This is a genomic window from Arthrobacter sp. YAF34 (genome assembly GCF_052113245.1).
In the GTDB taxonomy this organism is placed as follows: domain Bacteria; phylum Actinomycetota; class Actinomycetes; order Actinomycetales; family Micrococcaceae; genus Arthrobacter.
On the sequence record NZ_JBFRCV010000010.1, the window covers coordinates 180,415 to 203,964 of the forward strand.

17 protein-coding genes and 1 rRNA gene are annotated in these 23,550 nt (G+C 67.5%); 12 read left to right on the forward strand and 6 right to left on the reverse strand.

Features of this window, described 5'->3' with window-relative positions:
• The first annotated feature begins 131 nt into the window (after positions 1–131).
• The 8 genes from AB4Y72_RS13975 (at position 132) to galK (ending at position 11,045) form a co-directional block, all read left to right on the forward strand.
• Positions 132–1,448, forward strand: a complete 1,317-nt coding sequence (locus AB4Y72_RS13975; protein WP_441426757.1) for an ABC transporter substrate-binding protein — start codon at positions 132–134, stop codon at positions 1,446–1,448.
• A gap of 77 nt (positions 1,449–1,525) precedes the next feature.
• A complete protein-coding gene (locus tag AB4Y72_RS13980) occupies positions 1,526–2,476 on the forward strand; it encodes a carbohydrate ABC transporter permease (protein WP_441426758.1) in 951 nt (316 codons plus the stop codon).
• Positions 2,473–3,441, forward strand: a complete 969-nt coding sequence (locus AB4Y72_RS13985; RefSeq protein ID WP_441426759.1) for a carbohydrate ABC transporter permease — start codon at positions 2,473–2,475, stop codon at positions 3,439–3,441. The genes AB4Y72_RS13980 and AB4Y72_RS13985 overlap by 4 nt, the downstream gene beginning before the upstream one ends.
• A 2-nt stretch (positions 3,442–3,443) precedes the next feature.
• Positions 3,444–5,585 carry a beta-galactosidase gene (locus tag AB4Y72_RS13990; RefSeq protein ID WP_441426760.1) on the forward strand — a complete coding sequence of 714 codons (2,142 nt, stop codon included), beginning with the start codon at positions 3,444–3,446 and terminating at the stop codon, positions 5,583–5,585.
• A gap of 9 nt (positions 5,586–5,594) precedes the next feature.
• Positions 5,595–6,425 (forward strand): DeoR/GlpR family DNA-binding transcription regulator, encoded by an 831-nt coding sequence (locus tag AB4Y72_RS13995; protein WP_441426761.1) that lies wholly within the window; start codon positions 5,595–5,597, stop codon positions 6,423–6,425.
• A gap of 105 nt (positions 6,426–6,530) precedes the next feature.
• On the forward strand, positions 6,531–8,765 hold the full coding sequence (locus AB4Y72_RS14000; protein ID WP_441426775.1) for an alpha-galactosidase: 2,235 nt from the start codon (positions 6,531–6,533) through the stop codon (positions 8,763–8,765).
• A gap of 1 nt (position 8,766) precedes the next feature.
• On the forward strand, positions 8,767–9,879 hold the full coding sequence (gene galT, locus AB4Y72_RS14005) for a galactose-1-phosphate uridylyltransferase (protein ID WP_441426762.1): 1,113 nt from the start codon (positions 8,767–8,769) through the stop codon (positions 9,877–9,879).
• On the forward strand, positions 9,876–11,045 hold the full coding sequence (gene galK, locus AB4Y72_RS14010) for a galactokinase (protein ID WP_441426763.1): 1,170 nt from the start codon (positions 9,876–9,878) through the stop codon (positions 11,043–11,045). Before galT ends, galK begins: the two co-directional genes overlap by 4 nt.
• A gap of 8 nt (positions 11,046–11,053) precedes the next feature.
• On the opposite strand, the gene AB4Y72_RS14015 is transcribed toward galK, so the two are convergent.
• Positions 11,054–12,043, reverse strand: a complete 990-nt coding sequence (locus AB4Y72_RS14015; RefSeq protein WP_441426764.1) for an LLM class flavin-dependent oxidoreductase — start codon at positions 12,041–12,043, stop codon at positions 11,054–11,056.
• A gap of 135 nt (positions 12,044–12,178) precedes the next feature.
• On the reverse strand, positions 12,179–12,973 hold the full coding sequence (locus tag AB4Y72_RS14020; protein ID WP_441426765.1) for a hypothetical protein: 795 nt from the start codon (positions 12,971–12,973) through the stop codon (positions 12,179–12,181).
• A gap of 159 nt (positions 12,974–13,132) precedes the next feature.
• Here AB4Y72_RS14020 and AB4Y72_RS14025 point away from each other — a divergent pair, with 159 nt between their 5' ends.
• The 4 genes from AB4Y72_RS14025 (at position 13,133) to AB4Y72_RS14040 (ending at position 17,632) form a co-directional block, all read left to right on the forward strand.
• Positions 13,133–14,002, forward strand: a complete 870-nt coding sequence (locus AB4Y72_RS14025) for an aldo/keto reductase (protein WP_441426766.1) — start codon at positions 13,133–13,135, stop codon at positions 14,000–14,002.
• A gap of 47 nt (positions 14,003–14,049) precedes the next feature.
• A complete protein-coding gene (locus tag AB4Y72_RS14030; protein WP_441426767.1) occupies positions 14,050–14,751 on the forward strand; it encodes a type 1 glutamine amidotransferase domain-containing protein in 702 nt (233 codons plus the stop codon).
• Positions 14,752–14,800: 49 nt separating this feature from the next.
• Complete coding sequence (locus AB4Y72_RS14035) at positions 14,801–16,504, forward strand: helicase HerA-like domain-containing protein (protein WP_441426768.1); 1,704 nt, start codon at positions 14,801–14,803, stop codon at positions 16,502–16,504.
• A 135-nt stretch (positions 16,505–16,639) separates the two neighbouring features.
• Complete coding sequence (locus AB4Y72_RS14040) at positions 16,640–17,632, forward strand: hypothetical protein (protein WP_441426769.1); 993 nt, start codon at positions 16,640–16,642, stop codon at positions 17,630–17,632.
• 331 nt (positions 17,633–17,963) lie between these two features.
• On the opposite strand, the gene AB4Y72_RS14045 is transcribed toward AB4Y72_RS14040, so the two are convergent.
• The 4 genes from AB4Y72_RS14045 to rrf all read right to left on the reverse strand — a co-directional run bounded on the left by AB4Y72_RS14045 (position 17,964) and on the right by rrf (position 23,547).
• A complete protein-coding gene (locus AB4Y72_RS14045) occupies positions 17,964–19,922 on the reverse strand; it encodes an NHL domain-containing thioredoxin family protein (protein ID WP_441426770.1) in 1,959 nt (652 codons plus the stop codon).
• Positions 19,922–22,093 (reverse strand): cytochrome c oxidase assembly protein, encoded by a 2,172-nt coding sequence (locus AB4Y72_RS14050; protein ID WP_441426771.1) that lies wholly within the window; start codon positions 22,091–22,093, stop codon positions 19,922–19,924. The genes AB4Y72_RS14045 and AB4Y72_RS14050 overlap by 1 nt, the downstream gene beginning before the upstream one ends.
• A 189-nt stretch (positions 22,094–22,282) precedes the next feature.
• Positions 22,283–22,570 carry an HU family DNA-binding protein gene (locus AB4Y72_RS14055; RefSeq protein ID WP_011776355.1) on the reverse strand — a complete coding sequence of 96 codons (288 nt, stop codon included), beginning with the start codon at positions 22,568–22,570 and terminating at the stop codon, positions 22,283–22,285.
• Between the two features lie 860 nt (positions 22,571–23,430).
• Positions 23,431–23,547, reverse strand: a 5S ribosomal RNA gene (rrf, locus tag AB4Y72_RS14060).
• Positions 23,548–23,550: the final 3 nt, after the last annotated feature.

Sequence of the window (23,550 nt, forward strand, 5' to 3'; positions counted from 1 at the left end):
ACTCCACTCACAGCGCCAGCCAACCGAGCCGTAATGTTCTTTTTTGCTACTTGACGTTCCTTATTGTGCGATTATGATGTCTAATTATGTGAGCTGCCTCACTCCGGCCGTGATATTTCAAAGGAGAAATTATGACAATGCATGAAGACGCACCGCTCCGCGCTTCCAGCCGAGGCGGGTGGGACCGGAGAACGCTACTGAAGACCTTCGGCGCCGGAGCAGTCGCGATGGCTGGCATTCCCCTGCTTTCAGCCTGCACGGGAGGCAGCGCACCTGCCAGCAGCGGCGCCACGACGGCGACGTTCGGCTCCGGATCCTCCGACGAGGTCCCCAAGGCCGCGTACAAGGCGGTGACGGACGCTTTCCAGAAGAAGTCCGGCATTGCGATCACCACCAACGTGGTGGCGCACAACGACTTCCAGAACAAGATCAACACCTATCTCCAGGGCAGCCCAGACGATTCGTTCACGTGGTTCGCCGGCTACCGCATGCAGTACTACGCCGGCAAGGGACTGCTCGCCCCGATCGACGATGTCTGGGAAAAGGTCGGCGGAAACTACTCCGACGCGCTGAAAAAGGCCTCGACGGGCGCCGACGGCAAGATGTATCTGATCCCGAACTACAACTACCCGTGGGGCTTCTTCTACCGGAAGAGCCTTTGGGCCGCTAAGGGCTACACCGTCCCCACGACGTTCGATGAGCTAAAGACCCTCGCCGCCAAGATGAAGGCAGACGGCCTGATTCCGATTGAGTTTGCGGACAAGGATGGCTGGCCGGCCATGGGCACCTTTGACTACCTGAACATGCGGCTGAACGGCTACCAGTTCCACATGGATCTCACGGCGCACAGGGAAAGCTGGGACCAGAAGAAGGTCAGCGATGTCTTCGACACTTGGAAGGCCCTGTTGCCGTTCCAGAACCCGAACGCCCTCGGCATGACCTGGCAGGATTCCGCGAAGTCCCTCGCGGACAAGAGGTCGGGCATGTACCTGCTCGGTTCCTTCCTGACCCAGCAGTACACGGATAAGGCAATCGCCGACGACATCGATTTCTTCCCGTTCCCGGAGATCGCCGTGGAAGGCCGGGACGCCATCGAGGCGCCCATTGACGGCCTCCTGCTCTCCAAGAAGGGCGGCCAGAACCAAGCCGCCCGGGACTTCCTGGCCTACGTCGGCACCCCGGAGGGCCAGGATGTGTACGCCTCGGTCGACTCGTCCAACATCGCTACCGCCAAGGGTGCGGATACGTCCAAGTTCACGCCGCTCAACAAGAAACTGGCGGAGGCCATCAGCGGTGCCAAGAACATCAGCCAGTTCTTTGACCGCGATGCACTGCCCGCCATGGCCAACAACGTGATGATCCCGGCCCTGCAGTCGTTCATCAAGGACGGCAACATCGATGTGAAAAACCTGGAGGCCCAGGCCAAGTCCCTCTACGCCGCACAGTAGCGGCTTGTCTGCACGCGTGTTCCGCACGCAGTTTCCCCAGCATTTTCTCAAGCATTTTCTCTAGGCAAGGAATCCCCATGAGTGTCTCTACCAATCCGTCGGCGCGGGGGCGCGAAGCAGTCGCCGCCCCCGCTCGGCGGGTTCGGCGGCTGTCCGGCCGCGACAAAGTGGTGCTCGGCATGATGGTGGGCGTCCCCACACTGATCCAGCTCGTCTTGGTCTGGATCCCCACGCTCATGTCGGTCGGACTGTCCTTCACCCGCTGGAACGGGCTGGAGCTGACCGACATCAAACCCGCCGGCGTCGAGAACTACCAGTTTGTCGCCCAGGATTACCCGCCGTTTTGGCCGGCCATGCAGCACAACGTGCTGTGGCTGGCGTTCCTGGCCCTTGTCGCCACCCCGCTGGGGGTGCTGTTGGCTGTGCTCCTGGACCAGAATATCCGCGGCACGCGGATCTACCAGAGCATCTTCTTCGCCCCGGTGATGCTGTCCCTGGCCCTGATCGGGATTATCTGGCAGCTGTTCTACAACCGTGACAGCGGCCTCTTGAACTTCATCCTCGGCACGGCGGGTACGCCCCAGGCAGTCGACTGGTTCGGGGATTCCAGCGTCAACATCTGGGCTGCCCTTTTCGCCGCCACCTGGCGGCACGCCGGCTACGTCATGATCCTGTACTTGGCCGGTCTCAAGGGAGTGGATCCGACCCTGCGCGAGGCGGCCCAGATTGACGGCGCCAATGCGGTCCAGACCTTCTTCCGGGTGATCTTCCCGGCCATGCGTCCGGTCAACGTCATCATCATCGTCATCACCGTCATCGAATCCCTCCGGGCGTTCGACATCGTCTATGTGATCAACCGCGGCACCAACGGCCTGGAACTCATCAGCGCCCTGGTCATCCAGAACCTGGTGGGCGAAGGGCAGGTGATCGGCATCGGCTCGGCCCTGGCCGTGATCCTGCTCGTCATCTCGCTGATCCCCATCACGTTCTACCTGTCCCGCGCGTTCGGAAAGGACAAAGAGGCATGAGCATCGCCCATCCTACCGATGCCGCCGCGGCCGGCCCGCCGGCGGACGCCAGGCAACGCGGCTCCGGCCCGGGCAAGACTGTCCCCCGGCCCGGCCGGCCGGCCAACAACAAGCAGGGCAAGCGGCACTACGGCACCCATGTTTTCCTCATCGTCATGGCGGCGATCTGGCTGGTACCCCTGGGCTGGGCCATTTTCACGGCCCTGCGGCCCAAGGCGGACACGGACAAGTACGGCTACTTCAGCACCGGCGGGGCCTTCAACTTCGACAACTTCACTCAGGCCTGGACGCAGGGCGGCTTCGCCAAGCTGTTCTGGAACTCCGTACTCATCACGGTCCCGTCGGTGTTCCTGATTCTTTTCTTCGCCTCCATGATGGCGTTCGCCGTGAGCCGGGTGAGCTGGAAGTTCAACATCACCCTGCTGATCATGTTCACTGCCGGAAACCTGCTGCCCCCGCAGGTGCTCGCGGCGCCGCTCTTTGAGATGTTCAAGCATTTCGAACTGCCGTATGCGTTCAGCGACTCCGGGAACCTGCTCAACACCTATATCAGCGTGATCGCCGTGGACACCGCCTTCCAGATCGGCTTCGTGACGTTCGTCCTCTCGAACTACATGAAGGCCTTGTCCCCCGAACTGACCGAGGCGGCGCTGGTCGACGGGGCCGGCGTCTGGCGCCAGTACTGGGACATCATCCTGCCGCTGTGCCGCCCGGCCCTGGCCGCCATGGGCACGCTCGAAGTGATCTTCATTTACAACGACTTCTTCTGGCCCCTGCTCTTCATCCAAACTGGCGACCGCCTTCCAGTCACCACAGCGATCAACAACCTCCAGGGCCAGTTCCTCTCCAACTACAACCTGATCGCCGCCGGCGCCATGATCACGGCCATCCCCGCCCTGATCATCTACCTGCTCCTGCAGCGCCACTTCGTGGCGGGCCTGACCCTCGGCTCCAGCAAAGGATAAACATGGGCTTCAACGCCGACCACATCAACAACTCCATGGACTACATCACCGCCCGCCTCGGCTCCGAGGGCTCCCCGATGCTGGCATTCGGCGGAGACTACAACCCGGAGCAGTGGCCCGAGGAGACCTGGGACGAGGACGTCCGGCTGATGCGTGAGGCCGGCGTCAACCTGGTCAGCGTAGGCATCTTCAGCTGGTCCCTGCTTGAGCCGTCCGAGGGCGTCTACGAGTTCGGCTGGCTGGACCGGGTCCTGGACCTGCTGCACGCGAACGGCATCCGGGTGGACCTGGCGAACGCCACGGCCTCCCCGCCGCCCTGGTTCAGCCACAAGTACCCCGAGTCCCTGCCGGTAACGGCCGACGGCGTGCGGCACAGTTACGGGTCCCGGCAGGCTTTCGCCGCCTCAAGCCCCGACTACCGACGGGCCGCCGCCGCGCTAACCGAGCAGATCGCCGCCCGGTACAAGGACCATCCCGCCGTCGTGATGTGGCACGTCCATAACGAGTACGGCTGCCACAACCAGCCGGACTTCTCCGACGGCGCCGCCGCCGGTTTCCGGCGCTGGCTGGAACACCGGTACGGCAACCTTGAGGCCCTCAACGCCGCGTGGGGAACCGCCTTCTGGTCCCAGCGCTACTCGGCCTGGGACGAAATCCTGCCGCCGCGGACCTCCGGGACCTGGGTCAACCCGACCCAGCAGCTGGACTTCGCCCGTTACTCCTCCGATGAGCTGCTCGAATGCTACAAGGCCGAGGCCGCGATCATCCGCTCGCACTCGGGGCATCCCGTCACTACCAACTTCATGGGCTTCAGCATGGGCCTGCACCAGCCGGTGGACTACTGGCGCTGGTCCGAGGAGATGGATGTAGTCTCCAACGACCACTACCTCATAGCCGAGGATCCACGGAATTTCCAGGAACTCGCGGCCACCGCGGACCTCACCCGCGGCTGGGCCAAGGGCAAGCCGTGGCTGCTCATGGAACATTCCACCTCGGCCGTCAACTGGCAGCCCCGCAACATCGCCAAAGCCCCCGGCGAGATGCTGCGCAACTCCCTGCAGCACGTGGCCCGCGGCGCCGACGGCGCGTTGTTCTTCCAGTGGCGGGCGTCCCGCGCCGGCGCCGAGAAGTTCCACTCCGGGCTGCTGCCACATGCCGGTACGGACACCAAGGTCTGGCGCGACGTGGTCCAGCTCGGCCAGGCGCTGCGCAGCCTCGCCGAAGTCAGCGGCTCAGTGGTCACGGGGGCCTCCGGCCGGGTGGACGTGGCCATCCTCCACGACACGGATGCCCGTTGGGCCTCGGAACTGGACTCACACCCGAGCGTGGATGCCTCGAACATCGCGGAAACCCGGCGCTGGCATGATGCCTTTTACCGCGCCGGGATCCCCATGGACTTCCGCCAGAGCACCGATGACCTCGCCGGCTACCGGCTCGTCGTGGCGCCGATGCAGTACCTCGTGAGCGATGCCGGGGCCTCGAACCTGGACGCGTACGTGCGTGCCGGCGGCCACCTCGTGGTGACGTATTTCTCCGGTATCGTGGACGAAAATGACCACATCAGGCTTGGCAGTTACCCCGGCGCGTTCAGCGCGCTGCTGGGCGTGAAGATGGAAGAGTTCTTTCCGTTGCGCGCCGGGGAATGCGTGCAGCTCAGCGGCTTCGGTGCGGGCACGTGCTGGAACGAACTGGGGCGGGCCACCACTGCCGAGGTCCTCGCGGCCGTGGGTGAGGGGCCGGCTGCCGGTTCTCCCGCCGTGACGCGCAACCGCGCCGGAAGCGGCCGTTCCTACTATGTCGCCACCACGCTCGCCCCGGAGGGCCTGGGCGAGCTGCTCGCCGTCGTCTGCGCCGATGCCGGGGTACAGCCGCTCGTTCCGGATCTGCCGGCCGACGTGGAGGTTGCCCGGCGCAGCAAGGACGGGACGGACTGGACGTTCTGCATCAACCACGGGGCCAGTGAAGTCCGGCTGCCGCTGGAAGGCGTGGACCTGCTCACCGGCACCGAGCTCGACGGCGGGCTCGGCCTCCCGGCGGGCGGTGTCGCCGTCGTCCGTTCCCGCGCCGCTCAACTGGTCGGCACGTCCGCCAGCCAATCAAGACAATCCAACCCGTCAAGCCTTCCAAACCACTCAAGCCTGTAAGGACTCCACATGCTAGCCGCAGCCCGCCATTCCGCCATCCTCGCGGAGGTCCAGCGTGAGCGGATCGTCCGCGTCGCGGACCTCGCCAAGATGCTCGGCGTCTCGCTGATGACCGTGCGCCGGGACATCGAGGCGCTCGACGCGGCGGGCGCCGTGGAGAAGATCCACGGCGGGGCCAAGCTGCCCGGCGGAGCCGGCACCCACGAGCCAGGCTTCGAGCTGAAGGTGACCCAGCTCAAGGACGAGAAGCTGGCAATTGCGCACGAGGCGGCCGCCCAGGTGCGCGAGGGGATGGCGGTGGGACTCAGCGCAGGCACCACCACGTGGGCGCTGGCGCAGCTGCTGTCCGCCGGTCCGCGGATCACGGTGGTTACCAACTCCGTGCGGATCGCCGACGTCTTCTACCAGAGCGCCTCCCCGTCCACCGTGATCCTGACCGGCGGCGAGCGCACCCCCTCCGATGCTCTCGTGGGGCCGCTGGCCACGTCCTCGCTCAAACAGTTGCACCTGGACGTCTTGTTCCTCGGCGTCCACGGCGTCGACGCCGATGCCGGGTTCACCACTCCCAACGTGCTGGAAGCGGAGACCAACCGGGCTTTCGTCACCGCGGCCCGGCGGGTGGTGGTGCTGGCCGACCACACGAAGTGGGGCACCCTCGGCATCAGCACCATCGCCAGCCTGGAAGACGCCGACGAACTCATCAGCGACGACCTCCTCGGCAGCGAGGCCCGGCGCATCCTCGGCGAGCGCGTCGGGCGGCTCCGCCTGGCCCGCACCGGCGAGGCCCGGCGCACCAGCGCGGCGATCACCGCGGAAAGCCCGTCAGCAGCCGCAGGCTGACCGGCACGCCCCGCGCCCACCCAACCCACTACGTCTGGAGCCACCGTGAACAACCCGGACCTCACCCTTGCCGCCGAGACCCGCTCCCCGCTGGGCGCGGCAGCTGTGGAGCCGTTGTACCTGCGCCGCTGCGGAACGTCGCTGCTCATCGATTTCAGCACGGGCGAGGCCGCGATGCTGCACTTCGGCGCCGACCTCGGCCCCGCGCTGCCGGACCTTTCGCTGCTGGCCGACGCCGTGCCGCACTCGGCCCTCGACGTCCCGGTCACGCTGGGCCTGGTCCCGCAGGCGTCCTCCGGCTGGCGCGGGCGGCCCGGCCTGCGCGGACACCGGAACGGCCAGGCGTTCTCGGCCCGTCTGCGCGTTGTGAGTGTGCAGCGTACGGACGGTGACGACTGCTCGGCTGTCATCACCCAGGCCGATCCCGAGGCCGGTGTCAGCGTCCGCACGGAGATCAGGATCAACGACGGCGGCCTGCTCCAGCTCCGGCACCGGCTCGACAACGACGGCGGCAGCCCCTATAGCCTCGATGAGCTCGCGGCCGTGCTGCCGGTGGGCCGTGCCGCGACAGAAATCCTGGACCTGACCGGCCGCTGGTGCCGGGAGTCCCACCCCCAGCGCATGCCGCTGCGCCAGGGCACGTGGGTCCGCTCGGGCCGGCACGGCCGGACCGGTCATGACGCCTCACTCCTGCTCGCCGCCGGCAGCCCCGGATTCGGCAACCGCCACGGGCAAGTGTGGGCCGTGCATCTGGGCTGGAGCGGCAATCACGAGAGCTTCGTTGACGCCGCCGCGGACGGCCGGACCGTCTTCGGCGCTTCCGAACTGCTTGGGGGCGGCGAGATCACGCTCGCCGCGAACGCCAGCTACGAGACCCCGTGGCTGTTCGCGGCGTACTCGGCCGCCGGGCTGGACGGCATCAGCGATGCCTTCTATGCCTGGTTCCGCGGACGCCCGCACCACCCCGGCGCGCGGACCGGTAAAGCCCGTCCCGTGGTGCTCAACGTCTGGGAAGCGGTGTATTTCGACCACCGGTTGCCGGTGCTGCTCGAGCTCGCCGAAGCCGCCGCAGGGCTGGGCGTGGAACGCTACGTCCTCGACGACGGCTGGTTCCGCGGCCGTCGCAACGACCACGCGGGCCTCGGCGACTGGTACGTCGACGACGACCTGTGGCCCGGCGGCCTGGCTCCGCTGATCGACGCGGTCACCGGCCGCGGCATGGAATTCGGGCTCTGGGTCGAACCCGAGATGATCAACGAAGATTCGGACCTGGCGCGTGCCCACCCGGACTGGATCGCCGGGGCGGCACCCCGGAGCGCCGGGGGGAACCAGTCCGCCGGCGGTCCTGCCGGCCGGCTGCCCGAGCAATGGCGTCACCAGCAGGTCCTGGACCTGGCCAATCCGGAGGCGTGGCAGTACATCTTCGACCGGCTCGATGCCCTGCTCCGCGAGAACAACATCGCCTACCTCAAATGGGACCAGAACCGGGACCTGACCGAAATGGGCCACGCCGGCCGCCCGTCCGTGCATGCCCAGACGCGGGCCGTTTACCGGCTCCTCGATGAGCTCCGCAAAGCACACCCCGGCGTCGAGATCGAGAGCTGCTCCTCGGGCGGTGCCCGCGTGGATCTGGGGATCCTGGAACACACAGACCGGATCTGGGCCTCAGACTGCAACGATGCCCTGGAACGGCAGAGCATTCAGAGGTGGACCGGCATGGTGGTTCCGCCGGAGCTCGTCGGATCACACATCGGGCCCACCACGAGCCACACCACCGCGCGAACGCACGACCTCTCCTTCCGGGCCATCACGGCGATGTTTGGCCACTTCGGCCTCGAATGGGATGTCCGGAACCTCGCCGATTCCGAGCGCACAGAGCTTGCCGGGGCGATCGCCCTGTTCAAGGAGCACCGGCCGCTGCTGCACAGCGGGCGCATGGTCCGGGCCGATGAGCCCGATCCGTCGCTCCGGCTGCACGGGGTTGTATCCCACGACGGCGGCGAGGCCCTGTTCGCGCTGGTGTCCATGGCGACCTCGTTTGCCGAAGTCCCCGGCCGGATCGGCCTCCCCGGGCTGCTGCCCGACGCCGTGTACCGGGTGGAAGCGGTCTACCCGGCAAGCGACGACGGCCGGGCGTTCCTGCAGGCGGTGCCCCCGGCGTGGCTTGCCGGCGGCGTCGAGGCGACCGGCCGCTTCCTGGCGGAATCCGGGCTCCCGATGCCTGTCCTGAACCCGGAACACGGGCTGCTTCTGGCCGCCCGCCGCGTCGGCGCCAACCCCGCCGCCAATCCCGCCGCCAATCCCGCCGCCAACAGTGGCCGCCCCGTGAGGAGCTCCTGACATGGGCCAGATTACGAAACGGTCCCACAAGCTCTCCGACGGCCGGGACCTCATCTACTTCGATGACGCCGATACCGTCCTGGCGCCCGACCGGGGGGAGGATCTTCGCGAGCCGACGGTCCGGCCGGCCACGGCCACCATGCGCCAGGATGTCCTGACCGGCGAGTGGATTTCGATCGCGGCTGCCCGGCAGAACCGGGTGGTCCTGCCGCCCTCGCACCTGGACCCGCTGGCCCCGGCATCGCCGGACAACCCCTCCGAAATTCCGAGCCTGTACGACGTCGCCGTCTTCGAAAACAAGTCCCCGTCCTTCGGACCCGATCTCACCGGGGCCGCCGCCCCTGCGGGGCTGGACGACCTCGTCCGGGTGGGCCTGGGGCGTAGCAGGCAGTCCGTGGGCCGGTGCGAAGTGGTGTGCTTCTCCCCCGAGCACACCGGCTCGCTCGCGGAACTGTCCTTGTCCCGGATGCGCACGGTGGTGGAGGCGTGGGCGGACCGGACGGCAGCGTTGTCGGCGCTGCCCGGCGTCGAACAGGTTTTCCCGTTCGAGAACCGCGGCGAGGCGATCGGGGTGACGCTGCACCACCCGCACGGGCAGATCTACGCGTACCCGTACATCACGCCCCGCACGGCCCAACTGATCCGCACGATCGAAAACTACGGCGGCCCGCTGTTCGAGGACATCCTCAGCTTCGAGCAGAAGTCCGAGCGGGTGCTGCTCCAGGGCGAGCACTGGACGGCGTTTGTCCCCTTTGCCGCGCGCTGGCCGCTGGAAGTGCATGTTCTCCCGCACCGGCACGTCCCGGACCTCGCCGCCACGACCGACGAAGAGCGCGATGAGTTCTCCCATCTCTACCGGCGGCTCCTGCGCGGCGTGGACGCCCTCTATGACACCCCGACCCCCTATATTTCGGCGTGGCACCAGGCGCCGGTCCACGCCCACCGAGAGGACATCCGGCTCATGCTGCAGCTGACCTCACCCCGCCGGGAGGAAGACAAGCTCAAGTACTTGGCGGGTTCGGAGGCCGCCATGGGTGCGTTCATCGCGGACATCCCGCCGGAAAAAGCCGCCGCACGGCTCCGCGGCGCCATCGAAAAGGACACCCAGCGATGAACGATGTTCGTCAACCGGGAAGTGAATACTTCGCCAGCCTGTTCGGCGGCGCGCCCGAGGGCCTGTGGTCGGCGCCCGGGCGGGTCAACCTGATCGGCGAGCACACGGACTACAACGACGGCTTCGCGTTTCCCATCGCGATCGACAAGCGCACCACGGTAGCGGCCCGTGCCAGGGCCGACCGTCTGCTGCGGGTCGCGAGCATCTCCTTTCCCGGCGTGGTGGAGGCCAGCCTCGACGGCCTCGATCCCGATTCCCTGACCGGCTGGGCCGCGTACCCCCTTGGCGTGGCCTGGGCGATGACGCAGGCGGCGGCCGGCGACGGCGCAGCTTCCCGGCTGGCCGGCATGGACCTGGCCCTGACCTCGGACGTGCCGGCCGGGGCCGGGCTATCGTCCTCCGCCGCAGTCGAATGCGCGGTGGCCCTTGCCCTGAACGATCTTTGGGAGCTCGGGCTGGACCGGCAGGAACTGGCCCGGATCGGCCAGTTGGCGGAGAACAGGGTGGTCGGCGCGCCCACGGGCATCATGGACCAGTCGGCCTCGCTCCTGGGCGAGCCGGATCACGGCATCCTGCTGGACTGCCAGAGCCTGTTGACCGAGAGCGTCGCCCTCGGCTTCGCCAGCGCCGGGGTGGGGCTGCTCGTGATCGACACCCGCACCAGCCACTCCCATGCCGACGGCGGCTACGCCAGCCGCCGTCGTTCCTGCGAAGACGGCGCCCGCCTTCTGGGAGTCGGCAGCCTTCGGGCGCTGGGCCCGGACGACCTCCCCCGCGCCGCAGCACTGTTGGACGGGCAGACCTACCGCCGGGTCCGCCACATCATCACGGAAAACCAGCGGGTACTGGACACTGTCGCCGCGCTGCGGACCTCCGGCGCCGCCGCGATCGGACCGTTCCTCAACGAATCGCATCTGTCCATGCGCGATGATTTCGAGATCTCGACCCCAGAGCTCGACCTCGCCGTGTCCAGCGCCCAGGAATTGGGCGCCATCGGCGCACGCATGACTGGCGGGGGCTTCGGCGGCGCCGCCCTTGCGCTGGTCCGGAACGACGACGCCGCCCGGGTGAGTGCGGGCATTGCCCGTACGTTCGCCCGGGCCGGCTACACCGCCCCGCACGTCTTCCCCGTCGCAGCGTCCGGGGGCGCGCGCCGGGACCTATAGGCCGGCGCTTACGCCCGCACCAGCCGGGCGGCGTCGGCCAGCAGCTCCACGGAACGGAGCCGGGCCTCGGTGCCGGTGCTTTGATGCGCCACGATCAGCTCGTCGGCGTCGGCGTGCTCGGTGAACTCCTCCAGGTACGCGAGGACGGCGTCGGGGGTGCCGACGGCAGAGTACTTCATCATCTGCGCCATGTGCTGGCCCTGCGGCGAGTCCAGGATCATGTCCGCCTCGTCGTCGCTGAACACACGGCCATTGCCGAAGAACAGCGAGACCCTGGCCCGCTTGGTGGCCTGGAACATCGCCTGGGCGTCGGCTGCCGAATCGGCGGCAATGACGTTGACCCCGGCGATCACGTGCGGGGCGTCGAGCTGCGCGGAGGGCCGGAATTCCCGGCGGTAGACGGACACCGCGTCCTGCAGCGCATTGGGCGCGAAGTGTGAGGCGAACGCATACGGCAGGCCCAGCTGGGCGGCCAGCCTGGCCCCGAACAGGGAAGAACCCAGGATGTACAGCGGCACATTGGTGCCCTTGCCAGGCGTGGCCTCGACGCCCTGGATTCGGGTGGGGCCGGTCAGGTAGCCCTGAAGCTCCAGGACGTCCTGCGGGAAGCTCTCCGCGGACATCGGATCGCGGCGCAGGGCACGCATGGTGTTCTGGTCACTTCCCGGTGCGCGGCCCAGCCCGAGGTCGATCCTTCCCGGGTGCAGGGTTTCCAGCGTGCCAAACTGTTCCGCGATGGTCAGCGGCGAATGGTTGGGCAGCATGACTCCACCGGCGCCGAGCCGGATGCTGGACGTGTGCGCGGCGACGTGGGCGATCAGCACACTCGTGGCCGAGGAGGCGATCGAGGACATGTTGTGGTGCTCGGCGTACCAGATCCGCCGGTAGCCCCGGTCCTCGGCGAGCCGGGCCATGGCCACGCTTCCGGCGAAGCTATCGGCCGCCGTCTGGCCCGGGCCGATGGTTGCGAGGTCAAGAATGGAAAGCGGAACAGTCACGGGAGAAGCCGGCCTTTCGTTGCGGAGCAGTGTTCGGGCCGGAGATGAGGTCTGCGGTCCGCGGCCGCGCCGGATTTCCGGCGCGGACACACTGGGGTCAACGACGGCGGCCCCCGCGATATTTCTGCCGGCGCCTCAGCTGCAGGAGTAGTTGTAGTCGAGTCCGCCGGAGATGTACTGCGCCATCGAGACCCGGCTGCGCGGGGTGAGCCCGGCCAGGGAGCAGTTTGCCTTGGCGCGGGACGCCGAACCCGCCCCGGCGAGCCAGCTCGGCAATCCTGCCAGGGGGCTGGTCGACTTCACGGTTCCGGCGATCTGCGTCCACTGGGAGCCGGTGGAGTAGAGGCCCACCCGGGCGCCGATCCGTTTGAAGTAGGTGGTCATGCCCTCCAGGACAGCGACGTTGGCGGTTTTGTCCGTCTGCCAGGTGTTCTCCGTTTCCACATCCAGCCACCAGAGGTAGTACTGCGGATTAATGACGCCGCGGTTCTTGGCGTCGTCGGACGCTTTCGCCCACCCGTAGATATAGGCGCAGGCCCTCAGCGACCCCGTGGCGCAGTTGCCGTAGGGGTTGGTGACCGTCACGCCGCCGTACGTGTTCGACTTGGGCCACCAGGACCCCTGACGGGCAGGATTGGCCGTGTTGACGTACAGCGCCATCCTCGGTTGCGCCGTCGCCGCGGGGGATTTCGCCGTCTTCGCCCAGGCCAGCTGGCTCGCCACGCAGGGATTGGTGTTGTTGGCAAGGCCGTTGTTGACGCCAACAACCGCGAAGACAGGCTGCTTCGGCAGGGGCTTGCCGCACTGCGGCCAGGACACGTCGATCCCCGGTCCCGGGGAGGTGACGGCCGAGGCCGGGCTTCCGCCCATGAGGACAAGGCCGAGGGTCACGAAAAAGGCCAGCATGATGCGCGGGAGCGAGTTGGGCATGGCACAGTCTAAAACAAAAAACACTAATCGTTGGCGTAATTCGGCAGGACAGATATTTTCCGCCCGCACGGCCGCTGCGCACGCCCCACTGCGCGGACCGGGAAGGCCTCATGGGGAATCCCGCGGAATAGTCAGCAGGCTGAGGATGTTCCCTAACCTATGAGCCATGACAAAGCACAGCACCCGGAAACATCCGCCACGATAGCCCTAAAGGACTTGGCAACCGTCCACCGGCTGGGGTTTGGCGCCATGCGGATCGTCGGCGACGGCGTCTGGGGCGAGCCGGCAGACCGCGCCGCCGCGGTCGCCGTCGTACGCCGCGCCGTGGAGCTTGGTGTCGACTTCATTGACACCGCTGACTCCTATGGCCCCAACATCAGCGAGGAAATCATCGCCGAGGCGCTCCACCCTTACCGGGACGGCGTCAAGATTGCGACGAAGGTGGGGTTCACCCGCACCGGCCCCAACGCCTGGATTCCGGTCGGCCGGCCCGAGTACCTGCGCCAGCAGACGGAACTGAGCCTCCGCAAGCTCAAGGTCGATTCCCTTGACCTGCTGCAGCTGCATCGGATCGATCCCAAAGTGGACCGCGAGGAGCAGTTCGCCGTGCTGCGCGACCTGCAGAAGGAAGGCAAGGTCAAGGCCCTCGGCCTCTCCCAGGTCAGCGTGGAGGAGCTGGAGGAAGCCGGGAAGTACTTCACGGTCTCCACGGTGCAAAACCGCTACAACCTCACGGACCGCAGCTCCGAGGACGTCCTCGAGTACGCGGAGGAGAACGGCATCGGCTTCATTCCGTGGGCGCCGATCTCCGCCGGCGAGCTCTCCCGTCCGGGCGGACCGCTGGATGCGGCCGCCGGGCGGCTCGGTGCCACTACATCCCAGGTGGCACTGGCCTGGCTGCTGCGGCGGTCCCCCGTCATGATGCCGATCCCCGGCACCGGGTCCATCGAGCATCTCGAAGAAAACCTTGCCGCGGCCGGCGTCGTCCTTGATGACGCCACCTTCGCCGAACTCCAAGCGGCACGCTAAACCCATCCACCACCCGCCGGCCCTGCCGGCAGAACAGGAACAACACCATGGCTAACATCCTGATGGTCGTCTCGGCCGCAAATTCCCTCACCATGCGCGACGGCAGCGAACACCCCACCGGCTACTGGGCCGAGGAACTCGTCGTCTCCCACCAGACCCTCCTCGGCGCGGGCCACACCGTGCACATCGCCACCCCCGGAGGCCGGAAGCCCACCGTGGACGAGGTCAGCCTCGCGGCCGAGTCCGCCGGCGGCCAGGATCGCGCGGACAGCTTCAAGGCCTACCTTGAGTCGATCGACGCCGAGCTGTCCGCCCCGCTGGTGCTGGGCAGCGTCGACGTCGCCGACTATGACGCCGTCGTCATGCCGGGCGGCCACGGGCCCATGGCCGATCTCTACCAGGATGCCGACCTCGGCCGGATCCTCTCCGGCGCCAACGCGGCTGCCAAGATCATCGCACCGTTCTGCCACGGCCCGGCCGGTCTGCTGAGCGCCACGGACGACGACGGCGCGTTCACCTTCGCCGGACGCCGCCTCACCGTCTTCACCAACGAGGAGGAACTGGGCGGCGGCACCGGACCCAATACGCCGTGGTTCGTGGAGGACGTCCTGAAGGAGAAGGGCGCACTGGTGGAGAACGGCGCGGCCTGGACGTCGCATGTAGTGCGGGACGGAAACCTCATCACCGGACAGAACCCGCAGTCCAGCGAGGACGTGGCCAAGGAGGTCCTCAAGGCCCTCGCCGAATAGGCGGCTCTTAGCCGGGTCCGGGAACCCCGGACCCGGCTAAGCTAACCGCATGGCCATCAAATCCACTGCAGACAAAGTCGCCACGATCGTCCAGGGCTACACCCTGGAGGGCCCGACCATCGAACTCGGTGCGGCGATCGTCGACGGCGAACTCCACAGGGAAGCGTCCGTCCGGCTGCCGCTCGCCATGATGAACCGGCACGGCCTTGTGGCCGGGGCAACGGGCACAGGCAAGACCGTCACGCTGCACATGATGGCGGAACAGCTGTCCACCGCGGGCGTGCCGGTGTTCCTGGCCGACATCAAGGGCGACCTCTCCGGCCTGGCCACCGCCGCCACGGGCACCGAAAAACTCCTGGCCCGCACAGAGAGCATCGGCCAGGCATGGTCCGGCAAAACCTTCCCGGTGGAATTCCTGGCCCTCGGTGGCGACGGCATGGGCATCCCGGTCCGGGCCACCATCACCTCGTTCGGCCCCATCCTGCTCTCCCGGGTCATGGACCTGAACGAGACCCAGGAATCCAGCCTGCAGCTGGTCTTCCATTTCGCGGACAAGAACAACCTCGAGCTCATCGACCTCAAGGACCTGCGCGCAGTCATCACGTTCCTGACCTCCGCCGAGGGCAAGGACGAGCTCGCGGAACTCGGCGGCCTCTCCAAGGCAACGGCCGGGGTGATCCTGCGTGAACTGATCACGCTTGAAGCACAGGGCATGGAGAAGTTTTTCGGCGAGCCCGAGTTCAACACCGCCGAGCTGATGCGCACCGCTCCGGACGGCAGGGGCGTGGTGAGCTGCCTGGAGCTGCCGACACTGCAGACCAAGCCCATGCTGTTCTCGACGTTCCTGATGTGGCTGCTCGCGGACCTTTTCGAAGATCTGCCGGAGGCCGGGGACCTCGACAAGCCCAAGCTCGTGTTCTTCCTGGATGAGGCCCACCTGCTGTTTAACGGCGCCTCAAAGGCCTTCCTTGACGCCATCACCACAACCGTCCGGCTCATCCGGTCCAAGGGCGTCGGCATCTTCTTCGTCACGCAGACGCCCAAAGACGTCCCCGCCGACGTCCTTGGCCAGCTGGCAAACCGGGTACAGCACGCCCTCCGCGCCTACACGCCTGAGGACGCCAAGGCCCTCAAGGCCACCGTCTCCACCTTTCCCACCAGCGACTATGACCTGGAGGAGACCCTGACCACGGCCGGCATCGGCGAGGCCGTCATCACGGTCCTGAATGAGAGGGGCGCGCCGACCCCTGTGGCGCTGACCCGGCTCCGGGCCCCGGAGTCCTTGATGGGTCCCAGCACCGATTCCCTGATCGCCGGCACCGTGGCCGGCTCGGCCCTGCTGCCCAAGTACGGCACCGCCGTCGACGGCGTCTCCGCGTACGAGAAACTCGCCGGCCAGGCGGCGGCGCCCACTGGCCCCGCCGCGCCGGTTCCAGGTGCCGGAGCTGATCCCCGGGCCATCGACGCCGAAGCCCGGCGGATCGAGGAAGAGATCCTGGGCCGTCCCAGCAGCCGGCCGGCCGCGGCGCCGCCGGCGCCCGAGCCGGCGCCCGACTACGGCGACGCCCCGAAACGGCCTACGCCGCGGCAGGCGCCGCGGCGGCCCGAGCCGGCTGGCGGGGACCTTGCCGAGGCGTGGGGCGGGGCTTTGGGCGGCGGGCTCACGAGCATGGCACGGTCGCTGGGAACCCAACTGGGCAAGGAGCTGCTCCGCGGAGTTTTCGGCACGTCCTCGAAACGCCGCCGCCCCTAGGGCGGGCACCTGCGGCAGCGGACGGAGCGCTCCTTGCCCCGGCCCCCGGTGCGCGGGCGGCAATGGTCCGCGTCACAGATGCGGACCGTGAGACGGGGATTCCTGTGGGGTGCAGGTAACGTAAGAACCGTGCACATGAGTCAGGCGTTGGTCAAAATCGCAGCAGGGTGGCTGCTGGGACTGATGCTTGCCGTGGCCGCAGCGATCGTTTCCATCAACCTGGTCAACAACTCCATCGCCGGCCCCCAGCAGCCCGTCCGCGACTATCTCAGCGCCCTGCAAAAAGGCGAAGGCGAAAAGGCGCTGGGTCTGCTGCGCGCCTCGGTGCCGCAAAGCAATGCCGCCGTGCTGGACGGAACCGCCCTGCAAACCGCGGCCGCACGCATCTCCGACGTCAAGCTTGGGGATGCTGAAGACCGCGGCGCAAACCAGGTCATGGTGCCCATGGAGTACACCATCGACGGCAGCCGGATGCGGACCGAGTTCCTGCTGGAGCGTTCCGGCACCGAGTGGCTGTTCTTCCACAAATGGTCCTTTGTCCCTTCTGCGCTGCCGGTCCTGGACGTCACGGTGGTCAACTCCAACGAGGCCACCCTGAACGGCGTGCCGGTGAATATGCCCAACGGCCGAAACTCCTTCGCCGTCTTCTACCCCGGCGAATACGAGGCCGGACTGAACGGCCAGTATTTCTCGGCGCCGCCCACCCGGGCCACGGTGGCCGGCGGGGACGCGCGCCCGGCGTCGCTGAATCTTCTGACCGAGGCCACGGCCGCGCTGAAGGGGGCGGTGAGCGGCAAGGTCAAGGAGTTCCTGGATTCCTGCGCCGATGAAGCCGACAAGCAGCAGAAGCTGCAGCCCAACTGCCCGTTCTACCACGCCACCAACAATCGCGTGATTGACGGGACCATCGATTGGAGCATCACGGACTACCCCACCGTGAAGATCGAACCGTTTGGCGGCCGCTGGGTGGTGGCGCCGCTGGACGGCAAGGCCCGGATCAAGGCGCGCCAGGTGGATCTTTTCACGGGCGCCGTGACGGATATCAACGCCGTGCACGATTTCAGCTTCACGACCCGGCTGGACATCAACGGCGACACCGTCAAGCTCACTCCGCAAATCAACTACTAGGACCCAGTAGACTCCGGCTCCGGGGCCCTTCCCGTCACGTACGGCAGACTTTTGAGCCATGCGGGAACCAACTCGAGCGGTATCCCGGGCCGGTGCGGTTGCGGCTCAAGCAGTAGTCCGACGTGTCGCGTTTCCCCGTCGGCTGCGTCCCCGCGCCGGTGGTACACCTGCCATGGCCCGGCTTGCTCCAAGGTCCAAAGCCCGTAAAAGGGTGCGGGGCGGGCCGCGCCGGAATTAAGCCAAGAGGCTGCTGTCAGTGACGTCGGGTCACGGACAGCAGCCTCTTGGTCGGCACCGGCGCGTCAGCACCTGTGCATCACCTGTGCAGCGGTCAGTCCATTCCGCGCAGGTCCAGGACAAGTTCGGTGTCGCCGTCGGCCTGGAGGAGCACGGGAATGCCCCAGTCCTGCTGGTAGAGGTGGCAGGCCGCATGGTCCGGGATCTCGCCGTCGGCGTCTTCGGGGCCGTCACACGCCGCCGCGCGGGCGGTGATGTGCAGTACGCCTTCGGGAACGTCGGAAGAAAGCTCCAGGGTGCGCAGGAGCCCCACGGAGGTCCCGCCGCCGGAAACCAGCAGCTCGGGCGGCGTGGACGAGATCTTCAACTGGGTGGGATCACCCCAGCGGTCGTCCAGCTTCTGCCCGGTGGGCGCAGTGAAGCGGACGGCCAGGTCAAGCAGCCCGGCCGCCACGGCGCTCTTGGGCCGGTGGGTCTGGGCCGCGCCCTCATCCACCTGCTGGGCTTCCTTGGGGATGGGCACGTAGACCAGCTGGTGCTTGTTGGCCTCGACCACCACCAGCAGCGGCTCGGATCCGGCGACGTGGGTGTGGTCCACAATGACGTCCGAGGGCTCGGACAGTCCGCGGGCCAGCGTGGAAACCGTGCCCGTAGCGGGGTCGTAGCGGCGGACGGCGCCGTTGTAGGTGTCGGCGATCGCCACCGAGCCGTCGGGAAGCACCGTTACGCCGAGCGGGTGCTGCAGCCGCGCCTCTGCGACAGGTCCGTCGCGGAAGCCGAAGTCGAACAAGCCCTTGCCCACGGCAGATTCGACGGTGATGCTGCCGCCGTCGTCAATCACCAGTTTGCGCAGGGCGGAAGTCTCGGAGTCGGCCACCCAGATGTTCCCCTCGGCGTCCTCGGCGAGGCCGGAGGACTGCGCGAACCAGGCTTCTGCGGCCGGGCCGTCCAGGAGCCCTTCAAGGCCGTTGCCGGCAATGATCTTCACGGCGCCGGAAGTCGGCTCGAAGCTGAAGATCTGGTGCACGCCGGCCATCGCCACCACCACGGCGTTGAGTTTGGTGGACCATACGACATCCCACGGCGAGCTCAGGGACACCGCAAGCGGATCCGCTTCCAGCCGGGCACCGTAGGCGGCGCCTTCCTCGTCAACGCGGGCCGGCCCCGTTTCCAGGAGCCGTTGCACGCCGTTGCCGGCCAGGGTCCGGACGGTTCCGTCCGCAAGGGACAGCCCCCGGAGCCGGTGGTTCACGGAGTCCGCAATCACGACGTCGTAGCCCGTCTCCGCGGCGAGGTCTTCCGGAAGCAGCACCAAGCCCTGCGGTTCATTGAACCGGGCCTCGGCGGCGTTGCCGTCCGCGTGGCCCTTTTTACCGGAGCCGTAGGTGCCCAGGACAGTCTGGAAGTCGGTGGAGAGTTCCACGAGCCGGTGATGGCCGGTGTCGGTGACCAGCCAAGAGCCGTCCCCGGCGGTTCCAATGCCCCGGCCGGCGGGAAGGAACAAGGCCTTGCCGGGGAAGCGGAGCGTGCCCGACGTCGGCTCCGGCGCCACATAGGGGCCGGAACCGCGGTGCAGGGTGCCCTTGGCCTCATGTTCGGCGATCAATTCGGGGATCAGCACCGCGAGTCCGTCTGCGTGGCCTTCGCCGGAGAGGTGGGCCACGATGTAGCCCTCGGGATCGATGACCACCAGGGTCGGCCAGGCCCGGGCTGTGTAGGCCTTCCAGGTGTCCAGTTCCGGGTCGTCGAGGACCGGGTGACGGATCTCGTAGCGTTCGACGGCGGCCGCCAGCGCCACGGGATCGGCCTCGTGCTCAAACTTGGGCGAATGCACGCCCACCGTCACAAGGACGTCGGAGTACTGCTGCTCGAGCGGGCGGAGCTCGTCCAGGACGTGCAGGCAGTTGATGCAGCAGAACGTCCAGAAGTCCAGCAGGACGATCTTGCCGCGCAGGGATTCGAGGTCCAGGGATTTGCCGCCGGTGTTCAGCCAGTTGCGGCCCACCAGCTCGGAGGCCCGGACCCGGAGGTGGGTGCGTACGGTTTCGGTCATCAGCGTCCTTCCAGCTTGGAATTGCGTTCGCTAAGCCTGGCATCGCGCTCGGCCAGCTTGGCAAACATATCGTTGTAAGCAGTGAGATCGGCGTCGTTATTCCGGTCCGCCGCCCGGTCGGTCCGTTTGGACTCCCGGTCGTCGGAGCGGGACCACATGATGGCGACGCCGATCGCCACCAGCAGCGTGGGCACTTCGCCGATCCCCCAGGCCACGGCCCCGCCCATCTGCTGGTCAAGCAGGGCCGACGCCCCCCATGTCCGGCCGAGGTTCCCGAAGTAGTCTGCGGCCAGGAGCCCGGTGCCGCCCATGATGGAGACACCGAAGAACGCGTGGAAGCCCATGGTGGCCAGCAGGAGCAGCAACCGCATGGGGTACGGCGCCCGGCGCGGCAAGGGGTCGGTGCCGATCATGGTGAGCACAAAGATGTAGCCGGTGAGGGCGAAGTGCACGTTCATGAGTTCGTGGCCCACGTGGTCGCGCATGGCATAGCCGAACGCGTCCGAGTAGTAGAACAGCACGATCGAGCCGGCGAAGTTGGCGGCCGCGAAGAGCGGGTGGGTCACCAGCTGCGAGAACTTGGAATGGATGAAGATCAGCAGCCACTCACGCGGCCCGCGGGAGCTGTCGCGCCGCGGGGTCAGCGCCCGGAGCGCGAGCGTCACCGGGGCGCCGAGGACCAGGAAGATGGGGGCCACCATGGTCAGGGCCATATGGTCCACCATGTGCGCCGAGAACATTACCCGGCCGTAGACCGACGGCGGCCCTGAGGTCACGTAGGTGAGCACCACGAGGCCGATCACCCAGTTGACGGTCCGGAACCAGGACCATGAGTCGCCCCGCCGCAGCACTTTCCACACGCCGAGGGCGTAGGACACCAGCGCAAAGGCGACGACGGCAACCCAGAGCCAGTCGAGCCGCCACTCCGTGAGCCATCGTTGCGGCGTCAGTTCCGGCGGCAGTTCATAGCCGGAAAGGATGAAGGCCGGTGACGCGTCGGGCGCGAACGTGGTGGGCTGCGGCGGAGCGGAGCGTCCCAGGGCGACGGCGATCCCGGACGTCGCTCCCATGATGATGAGCTCCACGATCACCAGCTGCCACAGCACGCGGCGGGCGGACCGGCCCATGGCGCGGTTGCCCAGCTGCGGGATGATCCAGCGACGGTGCATGAGCCCGATGCCGCCGAGCACGAGGGCCGCCGCTGTCTTGGCGAGGATCAGTTGCCCGTAGGCCGAGTCGAAGAGGTCGGCCCAGGTGGTGAGCCGGATACTGGCATTGATCACGCCGGAGGCAAAGACCAGGACGAAGGCAAAGCCCGCAAGGGATGAAAAGCGGCGGAGGGTCGGCTCGGTGATGTCGGCGGTCCCGGCGGAGGTGCCCGCCTTGCGGCCGGCCGCCCCGGCGCCGCCCAGCACGCCGGAGAGGAGGGCCAGCATAATGATTCCGCCCACCCAGGCCGATACGCCCGCCAGGTGGAGCCCGAGTGAGTTGATGGCGCCCTCGTGGTCATTGGAGCTTGACGAGTGTCCGATCAGGGCGAGAGGGGCCAGCCCGATCAGGGCCAGGACCAGCGTCAATGCCAGCCCGCCGCGGGAGCGTACGCCGAAGAGGGCAGTGGTTACGACGGCGGCGATGATAACGACGGTGAGCCAGGCACGCCCCGTGTCGATGTCTGTCATGAAGTACACGAGGGAGCGGGTAAATTCAGGGTCTCCGGAAATGCCCTGCCCTGCAATGTCCGCGTAGCCCAGGACCAGAACGGAGATCGCGGAGAGTGTCCAGACGGCGCCCGCCGCCGCGGCCACGGCCAGTGCCCGGGTGAAGGCGGGATGTTCCGGAGCGTCCCGATCCTTGGAACGTGAGCTGTTCCGGTCACGCGGGAGGATGCCGACGGCGAAGATCAGGCCGCCGATCACGGTGGCCACCGCTACGTTGTGAAGCGCCTTGCTCACGGGCAGCCCCCAGCGCACGAGAGCCCCGGGATCCGAGACTTCGCGGGCGGCCGCCGCGCCGGAGAAGATGAGTGCCGCGGCCAGTCCCAGGAACAACGCGGCCAGGCCGGCGATCAGCCACGGCCCGGTAATTCCGCCCGCGCCTTGGCCAGAGCCGCGCCCTTCTCCGGGGGGAGCGGGCGCTGCGGTCGTGGGTGTTGGATTTGCTGCGGAAGGCACTACTCCATTGTCCGCTACGCCGCCCGGCTCAGCGAATCGGCCTCAGCGGGGCGGCGCGAGGCGGGGAGCCCGATGCGGGGCGGCGCGAGGCGGTCCGCCGCGAGGCTAGTCAGGGCACGGGAATGGCCGCGGCACGCAAAAGGAGCGGCAACCCGAGGGTTGCCGCTCCTTTCAGGCATGCGAAGAAGACTACTTCTTCTTGGCGACTGCAGCCTTCAGCTTGGAGCCAGCGGTCAGCTTGACGCTGTGGCCAGCGGCAATCTGGATGGTCTCGCCGGTCTGCGGGTTGCGGCCGGTGCGTGCTGCACGGTCGGTGCGCTCGACTGCGAGCCAGCCCGGGATGGTGATCTTTTCGCCCGCGGCGACAGAGGTCTCGAAGACCTCGAACAGTGCGTCGAGCACGGAGTTGACTGCTGCCTGGCTGGTGCCGGCCTTGCCTGCTACCTCTGCAACAAGTTCACTACGGTTCTTAGCCATTTAAGTCCTCCTGGACGGTCATGATTTCTGGAGCCTGCACACGGCATGCGTACAAGCCACTGTTCGAAAACTTACCAGCTTGGCGACGTAGAGGTGGCAAATTCCGCGTGTTTTCGGCGTTTTTTGGGGAAAATCGCCGGAATCGACGCCGATCGCCGTCAAATTGCGCCGAGAGCGGACGGGCCTCCGTCCGCGCCCTTTCCGCTTCGCCAGGCCGCGGTGAGTCGTGCCTCACTTTTGGTTCGGTCGAACGGCTCGGGCTGACCGGCAGCCGAGGGGGCTCCATCCGCAGCCGAGGGGGGTTCCATCCAGCGAGAAGCCCGGGGAGCGCACCGCTGGCACCGCCCTCCCCCGCGCGATCCTCCCTCACGTCCTTCAGGCTCGGGGTGCGATCCTCCCTCACGTCCTGCGGTGGTGGCTGCGACGCTCCTGCACGTCCTGCCAGCTCGGTGCGTTCCTCCCTCACGTATGCCCGGCTCCGGCAAGCCGCTGCCCCGGGGGGCCCGCCGGCTGGGGCGGGATGTGCGTGAGCGTCTCCCTGGTATGCCCAGGACGTGCGGGAGCGTCATGGTTGGGCCTGCCGGACGTGCGGGAGCGTCGTGGTTGGGCGTGCCGGGCGTGCGGGAGCGTCGTGGTTGGGCGTGCCGGACGTGCGGGAGCGTTTCCCGGAGAGGTGCCGGTGCTGCGGGAGCATCGTGGTTGGGCGTGCCGGACGTGCGGGAGCGTTTCTCGGGGAGGTGCAGGACGTGCGGGAGCGTCGTGGTTGGGCGTGCCGGACGTGCGGGAGGGTCGGTTTGGGGTGGGGGTTTAAATGCGGGAGGACCCCCACCTGTGGTGGGGGTCCTCGACCGTTAATGATGTTCCGGCGGTGACCTACTCTCCCACACCCTCCCGGGTGCAGTACCATCGGCGCTGTGGGTCTTAGCTTCCGGGTTCGGGATGGGACCGGGCGTTTCCCCCACGCTATGACCGCCGTAACC

What these genes read in the sequence shown, in the direction of transcription:
- AB4Y72_RS14025 (WP_441426766.1), top strand. Translation starts at nt 13,133, where the DNA reads ATGAGCCATGACAAAGCACAGCACCCGGAAACATCCGCCACGATAGCC.
- AB4Y72_RS14045 (WP_441426770.1), bottom strand. Translation starts at nt 19,922, where the DNA reads ATGACCGAAACCGTACGCACCCACCTCCGGGTCCGGGCCTCCGAGCTG.
- AB4Y72_RS13980 (WP_441426758.1), top strand. Translation starts at nt 1,526, where the DNA reads ATGAGTGTCTCTACCAATCCGTCGGCGCGGGGGCGCGAAGCAGTCGCC.
- galK (WP_441426763.1), top strand. Translation starts at nt 9,876, where the DNA reads ATGAACGATGTTCGTCAACCGGGAAGTGAATACTTCGCCAGCCTGTTC.
- AB4Y72_RS14035 (WP_441426768.1), top strand. Translation starts at nt 14,801, where the DNA reads ATGGCCATCAAATCCACTGCAGACAAAGTCGCCACGATCGTCCAGGGC.
- AB4Y72_RS13975 (WP_441426757.1), top strand. Translation starts at nt 132, where the DNA reads ATGACAATGCATGAAGACGCACCGCTCCGCGCTTCCAGCCGAGGCGGG.
- AB4Y72_RS13990 (WP_441426760.1), top strand. Translation starts at nt 3,444, where the DNA reads ATGGGCTTCAACGCCGACCACATCAACAACTCCATGGACTACATCACC.
- AB4Y72_RS14030 (WP_441426767.1), top strand. Translation starts at nt 14,050, where the DNA reads ATGGCTAACATCCTGATGGTCGTCTCGGCCGCAAATTCCCTCACCATG.
- AB4Y72_RS14055 (WP_011776355.1), bottom strand. Translation starts at nt 22,570, where the DNA reads ATGGCTAAGAACCGTAGTGAACTTGTTGCAGAGGTAGCAGGCAAGGCC.
- AB4Y72_RS14020 (WP_441426765.1), bottom strand. Translation starts at nt 12,973, where the DNA reads ATGCCCAACTCGCTCCCGCGCATCATGCTGGCCTTTTTCGTGACCCTC.
- galT (WP_441426762.1), top strand. Translation starts at nt 8,767, where the DNA reads ATGGGCCAGATTACGAAACGGTCCCACAAGCTCTCCGACGGCCGGGAC.
- AB4Y72_RS13985 (WP_441426759.1), top strand. Translation starts at nt 2,473, where the DNA reads ATGAGCATCGCCCATCCTACCGATGCCGCCGCGGCCGGCCCGCCGGCG.
- AB4Y72_RS13995 (WP_441426761.1), top strand. Translation starts at nt 5,595, where the DNA reads ATGCTAGCCGCAGCCCGCCATTCCGCCATCCTCGCGGAGGTCCAGCGT.
- AB4Y72_RS14040 (WP_441426769.1), top strand. Translation starts at nt 16,640, where the DNA reads ATGAGTCAGGCGTTGGTCAAAATCGCAGCAGGGTGGCTGCTGGGACTG.